Source organism: Stenotrophomonas sp. STEN022 (genome assembly GCF_056760155.1).
This window is the reverse complement of sequence record NZ_JBRREG010000045.1, coordinates 26,123-35,153: the sequence shown is the minus strand read 5'-3', so window position 1 is coordinate 35,153 and position 9,031 is coordinate 26,123. Positions and strand designations below refer to the sequence as shown.

9 protein-coding genes and 1 riboswitch are annotated in these 9,031 nt (G+C 64.9%); of the genes, 4 read left to right on the top strand and 5 right to left on the bottom strand.

Annotated features, from left to right (window positions below; translation table 11 throughout):
- On the bottom strand, positions 1–297 hold a 297-nt coding region (locus tag ACVOMF_RS11195), incomplete at its 3' end, for a glutaredoxin family protein (RefSeq protein ID WP_481509354.1).
- A gap of 95 nt (positions 298–392) precedes the next feature.
- Between ACVOMF_RS11195 and ACVOMF_RS11190 the strand changes: the two genes are divergently transcribed.
- The 3 genes from ACVOMF_RS11190 to ACVOMF_RS11180 all read left to right on the top strand — a co-directional run bounded on the left by ACVOMF_RS11190 (position 393) and on the right by ACVOMF_RS11180 (position 3,411).
- Positions 393–1,775, top strand: a complete 1,383-nt coding sequence (locus ACVOMF_RS11190; protein ID WP_481509353.1) for an L-serine ammonia-lyase — start codon at positions 393–395, stop codon at positions 1,773–1,775.
- Between the two features lie 55 nt (positions 1,776–1,830).
- Positions 1,831–2,412, top strand: a complete 582-nt coding sequence (locus ACVOMF_RS11185; RefSeq protein WP_481509352.1) for a hypothetical protein — start codon at positions 1,831–1,833, stop codon at positions 2,410–2,412.
- Positions 2,413–2,532: 120 nt separating this feature from the next.
- Positions 2,533–3,411 carry a hypothetical protein gene (locus ACVOMF_RS11180; protein ID WP_481509351.1) on the top strand — a complete coding sequence of 293 codons (879 nt, stop codon included), beginning with the start codon at positions 2,533–2,535 and terminating at the stop codon, positions 3,409–3,411.
- Between the two features lie 4 nt (positions 3,412–3,415).
- On the opposite strand, the gene rarD is transcribed toward ACVOMF_RS11180, so the two are convergent.
- From rarD to metX, 4 genes are all read right to left on the bottom strand, one after another.
- Complete coding sequence (rarD, locus tag ACVOMF_RS11175; RefSeq protein ID WP_481509350.1) at positions 3,416–4,297, bottom strand: EamA family transporter RarD; 882 nt, start codon at positions 4,295–4,297, stop codon at positions 3,416–3,418.
- Between the two features lie 240 nt (positions 4,298–4,537).
- Complete coding sequence (locus ACVOMF_RS11170) at positions 4,538–5,605, bottom strand: homoserine dehydrogenase family protein (protein WP_481509349.1); 1,068 nt, start codon at positions 5,603–5,605, stop codon at positions 4,538–4,540.
- The gene (locus ACVOMF_RS11165; RefSeq protein WP_481509348.1) at positions 5,602–6,852 is read right to left on the bottom strand and encodes an O-succinylhomoserine (thiol)-lyase; all 1,251 of its coding nucleotides are present in this window, start codon (positions 6,850–6,852) and stop codon (positions 5,602–5,604) included. The genes ACVOMF_RS11170 and ACVOMF_RS11165 overlap by 4 nt, the downstream gene beginning before the upstream one ends.
- Complete coding sequence (gene metX, locus ACVOMF_RS11160) at positions 6,849–7,877, bottom strand: homoserine O-succinyltransferase MetX (protein WP_481509347.1); 1,029 nt, start codon at positions 7,875–7,877, stop codon at positions 6,849–6,851. The genes ACVOMF_RS11165 and metX overlap by 4 nt, the downstream gene beginning before the upstream one ends.
- A gap of 71 nt (positions 7,878–7,948) precedes the next feature.
- Positions 7,949–8,068: riboswitch (SAM riboswitch) on the bottom strand.
- 117 nt (positions 8,069–8,185) lie between these two features.
- Between metX and ACVOMF_RS11155 the strand changes: the two genes are divergently transcribed.
- On the top strand, positions 8,186–8,995 hold the full coding sequence (locus tag ACVOMF_RS11155) for a M23 family metallopeptidase (RefSeq protein ID WP_481509346.1): 810 nt from the start codon (positions 8,186–8,188) through the stop codon (positions 8,993–8,995).
- Positions 8,996–9,031: the final 36 nt, after the last annotated feature.

The window sequence follows — 9,031 nt, the reverse complement described above, 5'->3', positions numbered from 1 at the left end:
TTGTGGTCTGTTCGTTTTGGCCTTTTCCTTTCGGCCCCCCCCCCCCCCCGCCTTGGGGGCCGCCAATAAATTTGGGGGCCACACCCCGGCCCCAAACGCCGCCGAATCAAACGGCCAATCCAGCTCCCTGCCGCCTGCATCCCGCAATACCGGCACGCGCGCGCCATAGGCCGCCTCCAGCGCCGCATCGTCATCGATGAACACACTGTCGAATTCCGGCGCCCGTGCCTGCGCCAACACCGCCAGCGCCAGGTCGCACAGATGGCAATCATCACGTTGGTACAGGGTCAATCCCATCGCGCATCTGCTCCGGCAATGCTGCGCTGCAGACATGGCCTGCAGCGATGAACCCGTAGAATAGCGGCCATCTCAACGCAACACGCAGAATCAGCATGTCCGTCAGTACGTTCGACCTGTTCAAGATCGGCATCGGCCCGAGTTCGTCACACACCGTCGGCCCGATGCGCGCGGCCGAGCGCTTCGTCCACCGATGGCTGCTGGATCCGGGCCAGCTGGACAACACCGTGCGCATCCGCGCCGAGGTGTTCGGCTCGCTGGCCCTGACCGGGCGCGGCCATGGCACCGACAAGGCGGTATTGCTGGGCCTGGAAGGCCATCGCCCCAACGAGATCGATCCGGACATCATCCCGGCCACGCTGGAACGCATCCGCAGCAGCAAGCGCATCAAGTTGATGGGACAGCGCGAGATCGCCTTCGACGAGAAGCGCGACCTGGCCCTGAACAAGCGCCAGAAGCTGCCGTACCACACCAACGGCATGCGCTTCACCGCCTACGATGCCGACGATCAGATCATCGCCACCCGCGATTACTACTCGGTCGGCGGCGGCTTCGTGGTGAATGAAGATGATGCCGCCGATGACCGCATCGTGCCGGACCAGACGCCGATCCCCTACCCGTTCAAGAGCGGCGACGAGCTGCTGGCGCAGGCGGCGCGCAGCGGCCTGAGCATCGCCCAGATGATGTACGAGAACGAGAAGTGCTGGCGCAGCGAGGATGAGATCCGCGCCGGCCTGCGCGAGATCTGGGACGCCATGCAGTCCTGCGTGACCCGCGGCATCCGTTCCGAAGGCACCTTGCCCGGCGGCCTGCATGTCAGCCGCCGCGCACCCACGCTGTACCGCGAACTGTCCTCGCGCCCCGAGGCCGCGATGCGCGACCCGCTGACGACGCTGGACTGGGTCAATCTGTACGCTTTGGCAGTCAACGAAGAAAACGCCGCCGGTGGCCGCGTGGTCACCGCGCCCACCAACGGTGCAGCCGGCATCATTCCGTCGGTGCTGCACTACTACGACCGCTTCTGCCCGGGCAGCAACGAGCAAGGCGTGTTCAACTTCCTGCTGACGGCTGCCGCCATCGGCATCCTGTACAAGGAAAACGCCTCGATCAGCGGCGCTGAAGTCGGCTGCCAGGGCGAAGTCGGCGTGGCCTGCTCGATGGCCGCTGGCGGCCTGATGGCAGCACTGGGCGGTAACCCCGGCCAGATTGAGAACGCTGCCGAGATCGGCATGGAACACAACCTCGGCCTGACCTGCGACCCGATCGGCGGGCTGGTGCAGATTCCCTGCATCGAGCGCAACGCGATGGGCTCGGTGAAGGCGATCAATGCCAGCCGCATGGCCATGCGCGGCGACGGCAAGCACAAGGTCTCGCTGGACAAGGTGATCAAGACCATGCGCGACACTGGCCGCGACATGCAGGACAAGTACAAAGAAACCAGCCGTGGCGGCCTCGCCGTCAACGTCATCGAGTGCTGATACGCGCGTAAACCGGCGCTGGCCCCGCTGGGGCTGGCGCCTGCTGGTTATTTTGTTGCTTTGGCTGAGCGCAAGCTGGCTGTGGCGCAGTTACTGGACCGCAGCGCCCGGCCAAGGCGCCGTCGCCACCGATGGCAGTTTCGACATTCCCATCAGCATCCGCCTGCAGGAACACTGGGCGTTGAATCTGGATCTGCATCCAGGCAGCTTGAGCGACGAGGAATTCGCGCACCGCACCGCTCCGTGGAAACAAGCAACACCAGACACCAGCGCAATCACGTTGCAGTGGCGATTGCTTGCAAACGACGGGCAACAGCTTGCCGCCGGCACCACCCCGTTCCACCGCGTGGACAGCTGGTCGAGCGACACCGTCAGCTGCACCCAGCCCCTGCCATCAATCCCGCCCGGACGCTACCGGCTGGCAGGCCAGTTGAGCGCAGCACCGTCTGCAGCCACCGGCATGGACATGGCCGTGGCAATCAGAGCCGCCAATAGCAAGGCATGGAACAGCTGGCAGCTCGATCTGGCCTGGTGGACAGAGCTAGTCAACATGCTGCTGGTCCTGCCCTTGGGCATCCTCCTGTTGCTGGCGTTATTGGCCCACACGCTGTGGCGCCAACGCAGCCGTCCCCACTAACCGCAAGCAGGCATCGCCAAGTTCAGGACGAGCGCTTTCGATCCGCAACGTACGCGTGTTGCAATACTTCCGCTCGTTACACCAGAATCGCCCATCACAACGCAGCTTCAGGGGGAGCGGATGCACGGCGAAAAGGAATCCGGCGAGCAGGCGCCGACGCGACGTCCGCGCTCGGCCGCACGCACCGCAGCGCCCGGCAATGGCGTGGCGACCTTGATCAAGCTGGTACTTGCCGCAGCGGCCCTGCTGTTGCTGGCCTACCACTTTGGCAATCGAAAGCCGGCGCCAGCAGTTACTGACACGGCCGCAACTGCATCAGATGTCGTAGCGCCCGCAGCTGCAGCACCCGGCTCGGGCGCTGAAGCAATGGTCATCCAGGGCGAGAAGTCCACGACGATGGCGAACATAGACGAGGCGCAGATGTCGGTACAGGAAGGCGGCAGTGTATTGCGCATCGAAGGCAGTGTCGGCAGGAACTTTGCCACCCAGATGAAGACGCTACTTGATGCCAATCCAAGCGTGCGTCGCATCGATATCACCAGCGGCGGTGGCTATGCCAATCCGGGGCTGGAAGCTGCACGCCTGATCAACCGCAACAACCTCACCGTGCGGGTCCGCTCGCACTGCGCCAGCATGTGCGTGGCACTTTGGGCTGCCGCCAACCAACGGCAGATGGAGGCCGATGCGGTGATCGGCCTGCACCAGTGGAATCCGCAATGTGATGCCCGCCCTGAAGAGGCTGAGCGCAAGGAGTGCCACTACCAGGTCCAGTTCGCTACCGAGCACAACTCCAGCTACAACGCGTGGCTGCGCGCGGCCGGCTTCAACCAGCGCTTGTTGAACCTGCAGTCGCAGACCGCTTCCGAAGACATGGCGGTACTGCTCGCCCCGCAGCTATGGGAGAACGGAGTGGACTTCACCGCCGTCGACAGCAATGGGGCACGCATGAGCCGTGAAGCCGTCCTGCAGCACCTCGCCGCCAGGGCCAAGCGCGGTTGACCACTCAGGCGGTGCGCCTGCCGAGCTTCAGCGTGCCTTCCAGGGCCAACAGAGCCACCGCCAGCCAGATCGCCACATAGGTCGGCCACTGCCCGTGACCGACGCTCTCACCCAGCAGCAAGGCCGCCAGCATAAGTAGTACCGGCTCCACATAGGTAAGCAGGCCGAACAGGCTGAATGACAGCATCTTCGAGGCCAGCATGTAGCACATCAGCGCCACCGCGCTGATCGCCCCGAGCAGCGGAATCAACATGTACAAAGCCGGCTTCTGCGCCAACGCTGCCAGCAGCTGATGCCCATCACCAATCGCCGCCCACCAGGCCACCGGCAGCAACAGCACCAGTTCCACCCAGAACCCACCGAGGTGACCGATGCGCAGATGCCGGCGCAGCAGGAAGTAAGCCGGGTAGCCCAAGGCCACCAGCAGCATTTCCCACGACAGACCGTGGTTGCGCAGCAAGGCCCAGCCCACGCCGAGCGCGGCACTGGCCACAGCCAACTTCTGCAGGGCCGACAGGCGCTCGCCGTAAACCACGCGCCCCAGCAGCACCATCACCAAGGGCAGCAGGAAGTAACCCATCGATACCTGCAACGCGCGGCCATGCAGCGGCGCCCACAGAAACAGCCAAAGCTGTACTCCGACCATGCCCGCGCACAGCGGCAACGCCCACCACAACCGGCGCTCAACCCGCAGGCGTCGCAGGGTATCGATGATCAGGGTCTTCTCACCACTCACATGCAACATCAGCGCTATCAACGGCACCGCGAACAACACCCGCCAGCCAAAGATATCGCCACCTTGCAGCGGCGCCAGCTGCGGGCTGGCGTAGTACATCAGACCGAACAGCAACGACGCTGCCAGTGAAACCAGAACACCTTTGGACACAGCACACCTGTCAGAGGAGGAAAGCAGCGGCGTGCGACCTGCGCGGCATGGCAACGCAGGCTTCATGACGCCAGCACCCCGGCATCATAAAGCCTGAAAGTTGCACCACTACCACTGAATGACGGGTTTCACCGCCCACTCGACATCTTCGCGAGTGCAATCGATGCCGGCCCTCGCAGCTCCCTGCCAGGGCCGGCAATCAGTCCGCGATGCAGCACACCATCGGCGCTGCATCGAAGCTCAGCGGTTGACGATGGTCAACACGTCGTCCAGCAATGCTGCGGCGGTTACTTCGGCGCCCGCGCCCGGCCCCTGGATCAACAGCGGCTGGCTGTTGTAGCGGTCGCTGTGGATTGCCACCCGGTTGTCGGTGCCGCTGCCGCCAGCCAGAGCATGGCCTTGCGGCAGTGCACGCAGACCAACGCTTGCACCCTGCGCATCCAGGCGGCCCACGAAGCACAGCTTCAAACCCTGCGCGCGTGCCTGCTGCAGGCGTTCGGCCAAAGGCGCGTCCAGCAACGACAGTGCGCCATCCACATCGTCGGAGGACAGTGCCGCCAATGCCGTTGGCACCAGCGAGTCGACCTTGATCTGATCGGCTTCCAGCGGCACACCCGCCGCACGTGCAAGGATCAGCAGCTTGCGGCGTACATCTTCGCCGGACAGATCAATACGTGGATCCGGCTCCGTGTAACCGGCAGCGGCGGCTTCGCGTACACAGGCGGAAAACGGCTGACTACCGTCATAACGATCGAACAGCCAGGCCAGCGACCCGGACAGCACACCTTCGATGGCATGCACATGGTCACCACCGGCAACCAGGGCGCGGATGCTGCGCAACAGCGGCAGGCCCGCACCGACCGTTGCCGCGTCACCATAGCGGGCGTCGCCGCTCGCAATCACCGCGCCAATTTGCTGCGCGCGCGCCAAGGCCGTGCCATTGCCCAACTTGTTTGCGGTCACCACATGGATACCCTGCGCCAACCACCGTGCATGGTCTGCTGCGACGGCTTCACTGGCGGTGGCATCCACCACGATGTCACCAACACGCAGGCGCCCTACTTCCTCGCGATGCACCGGCTCATCACCTTGTCGCTGCGCGTCACGCGCACGCGACAGCGCCGCCTCCGGCGCATCCTCGCAGGCGAGCGCGATGCGCGAGTTGGCCACCACATGCAGTGAAGGCAGGCTCAGCTGCCGCTGTTGCAATGCCTGGTAGCGGGCAACAAAGGCCGAGCCAACCGTACCGGTTCCCAACAACACCAGCCGCGCCTGCGGCTGTTCCAGCGGACGCAGCACCGCGCTCATGCATCCACCGTTTTTTTACAGGTGCCAGCGGTCAGCTGCGCTTCGGCAATCACCTTGGCGGCGCGCTCCAGACCAGCCTGCAGGTCGGCGACCAGGTCCTCGCTGGACTCGATGCCCACCGACAGACGCAGCAGGCACTCGCTGATGCCCGCCGCTGCACGCGCATCGGCGCTCATTGCAGCGTGGGTCATGGTTGCCGGATGCGCGACCAGGCTTTCCACGCCGCCCAGCGATTCGGCCAGGGTGAAGTAGTGCAGACCATCCAGGAAGGCGCGCACCGCCGCATACGGATCGTCACCCTCGCAAGCGGCCAGCTCGAACGACAGCATCGCGCCGAAACCCTTCTGCTGACGCGCCGCCACCGCATGGCCCGGATGCGACTCCAGCCCCGGGTAATACACGTTGGAAACAGCGTCACTGGCCGCCAGCAGCTCAACCACGGCGCTGGTGTTTTCCTGGTGCACGCGCAGGCGTGCATCCAGGGTGCGCAGGCCGCGCAGGGTCAGGAAGGCATCGAAAGGCGAACCGGTCAGGCCCAGCGCATTGGCCCACCACACCAGTTGCTGGTGCACTTCGGCATCACGCGCAATCACCGCACCACCAACCACGTCACTGTGGCCGTTGACGTATTTGGTGGTCGAATGCAGCACCACGTCGGCGCCGAAGGCGATCGGCGTCTGCAGCGCCGGCGACAGGAAGGTGTTGTCCACAACCACCTTGGCACCGGCCTTGTGCGCGGCCTCGATGACGAAGCGCAGGTCGGTGATGCGCAACAGCGGATTGGACGGGGTTTCGATCAGCACCAGCTTCGGCGACTGCACCAGCGCATCGGCCAGCGAGCGCGGGTCGGTCAGGTCGGCGGTGATCAGCTCGAAGTGTCCCTTCTTGGCCAGCGCATTGAACAGGCGCCAGCTGCCACCGTAGGCATCGTGCGGCACCACCAGGTGATCACCCGGCTCCAACAAGGCATTCAACACCAGGTTGATCGCGCCCATGCCGGTCGCGGTGATCACCCCGCCGGCACCACCTTCCAGCTCGGCCAGTGCTTCGCCGAGCAGGTCGCGGGTCGGGTTGCCACTGCGGGTGTAGTCATACTGGCGCTTGTTGCCGAAACCATCAAAGCTGAAGTTGGACGACAGCACGATCGGCGGCGTCACCGCACCATAGGCTGTGTCGCGGTCGATGCCCGCACGTACAGCGGCGGTGGCGCGGCTGCAGGAGATATCGGAAGTGTGGGACAGGCTCATGCGGTTTCTCCAGGCAGGCGTAGGGCAGTGGCGAGGATCGCGTCGATGCGATCGGTTTCTTTGAGGAAGGCGTCGTGGCCGTAGGGCGAGCGCAGCACGCGCAGGCTGCCGCGCTGACCCAGGCCTTCGACCAGCGCGACCAGGTCCGACAGCGGCACCAGCCGGTCACCTTCAACCGCGACCACCAGGGTCGGCACGCTGACGGCGGCCGGATCAACCCGGTGCAGATCGATGGATTCGGACAGACGCAGGTAGGCGTTGACGCGGGTGCGGGCCACGTACTGTGCGCCAGCAGCGTCGAGGTAATCCTCGGCGGCGACGCGCACACGACCATTGACCACTTCCGGTGGCGCATCGAAGCGTTCACCAAATTCTTCCGGGGTGCGATAGCTGAGCATGGCGAACTGACGCGCCAGCGCCAGACCATGACTCTCCGCGCACTGCAGCTGCCCCAACGCGACCGCACGACGCTGCAGCGCGCGCCACGCCGATGCATACGGGTGCGGGCGGTGCGCGCCACTGACCGCGATCAGCTTGTGCAGGCGGCGCGGATGGCGGATGGCCAGTTGCAGGCCAACCAAGGCGCCATAGGAGTAGCCGACGAAGCCATGCAGCTGCTCGATATGCAATGCGTCCAGCAACGCGGCGATGGCATCGGCCTGATCGGCGGTATCGATGGGCGCATCAAGCTCGCCATCCGCGCCGATGAAATCAAAACCAAGCAAGCGACGACACGCCGGATCCAGCGCGCGGCCAGTACCGACCAGGCCCTCGGCCCAGCCTTTCTCGGCATAGCCCGTATTCGCGGCGAGATGCCGGTGCGCGGAAATACCGCCGGCCACCAGCACCACCGGTGCGTCGGCAGCGCCAACCAGCTCGTAACGCAGGCGCAGCGCACGCTGACCTGCGTGTCGCATGCGCAGCTGCAGCTCGATCTCGCCACGCACAGCGGCAACGCTGCTGTCGGCACGGTCAATGAAAGCGACGGGGGCAAGCTGGACTGCGGTAGCGGTGGCGAAACTCATGGCGGTATCCGATAAGGAGCGGCCATCGAGCTTTCGCGGAGCTCGTGTTCGCCGTACACGCGGTACGGAACGAACCATCTTTCGGCGGACACGGAGGTCACCGCAGGATTTGGCACCAAACGCAGCCGCTTGCGCGTCCGCTGGTTGCCCCGGCTTCAAAGGGCCTGTCCCTCTGCCGGTCTCGATGGTGGCGCTACATTGCCAGCCCCTTTCCCGACTGTCAATCGCTTTATTCGCATAAAGAGATGGATAAGTTTCGAGGGCAACCAAACAGGCACAATCAGGCCCTGCCCCAAGGACGCCGCACCGTGCCCCGCACCATTCCTTCACTGCTGTCACTGGCACTGCTGTGCGCCAGCGGCGCCGAAGCAAGTCCGAGCAGTCGCTGGCGTGAAGCCTGGGGACTGGCAAATGCGCCGACAGCCGTGGTCGCGGCGGCCAATTCGGACGCTTTCGCCAGCCTGCAGCTGCAGCCACGCGCAGGCGGACGCAACGCTGTCGTCAGCAACCTGACCGCTGGTCCGGTAGAGGTCCGCCTGCAGGGCGATAGCCGGGCACCGAACGCCACCGTGCTGGCCGCAGGAGAGAAGCGCAGCCTGTTGTGGCTGGCGGATGATGGCAATCCGCTGCGCCTGGCCTTGGACGCGTTTCCTGGCGACCCAGCAGCGCAACCGCAGGATCATCTCTATCTATTGCCGCTGCAAATTGCCACCGCTCGGGTCAGCCAGGCCTTCGCTGGCCACTACAGCCATAGCGATGCGCAGAACCTGTACGCGGTGGATTTCCCCTTGCCGGAAGGCACCCCGGTGCTGGCCGCGCGTGCCGGCCGGGTCATGCAGGTGGTCGACAGCCGCCAGCAAGGCAGTCTGCTGCGCATCCTGCACAGCGACGGCAGCATGGCCCTGTACGCGCACCTGCAGGCTGGCAGCGCCAACGTCCGCCCCGGGCAGAACGTGGCTGCCGGGCAGGCGATCGCCCTGTCCGGCAACACCGGCCACAGCAGCGGACCGCACCTGCATTTCGTGGTGCAGGCCAATACCGGGCTGGCGCTGCGCTCGATTCCGTTCCGAATGGGCAGCGCGCGCGGCGAACTGAAGTTTCCCAAACAGACCCCCTGAAACAACCAATACCTCACATTAGGACTTGACAGAACT

Excerpts from the sequence above, each read along its gene's own strand:
- ACVOMF_RS11190 (WP_481509353.1), top strand. The coding sequence starts at position 393 with ATGTCCGTCAGTACGTTCGACCTGTTCAAGATCGGCATCGGCCCGAGT.
- ACVOMF_RS11180 (WP_481509351.1), top strand. The coding sequence starts at position 2,533 with ATGCACGGCGAAAAGGAATCCGGCGAGCAGGCGCCGACGCGACGTCCG.
- metX (WP_481509347.1), bottom strand. The coding sequence starts at position 7,877 with ATGAGTTTCGCCACCGCTACCGCAGTCCAGCTTGCCCCCGTCGCTTTC.
- ACVOMF_RS11165 (WP_481509348.1), bottom strand. The coding sequence starts at position 6,852 with ATGAGCCTGTCCCACACTTCCGATATCTCCTGCAGCCGCGCCACCGCC.
- ACVOMF_RS11170 (WP_481509349.1), bottom strand. The coding sequence starts at position 5,605 with ATGAGCGCGGTGCTGCGTCCGCTGGAACAGCCGCAGGCGCGGCTGGTG.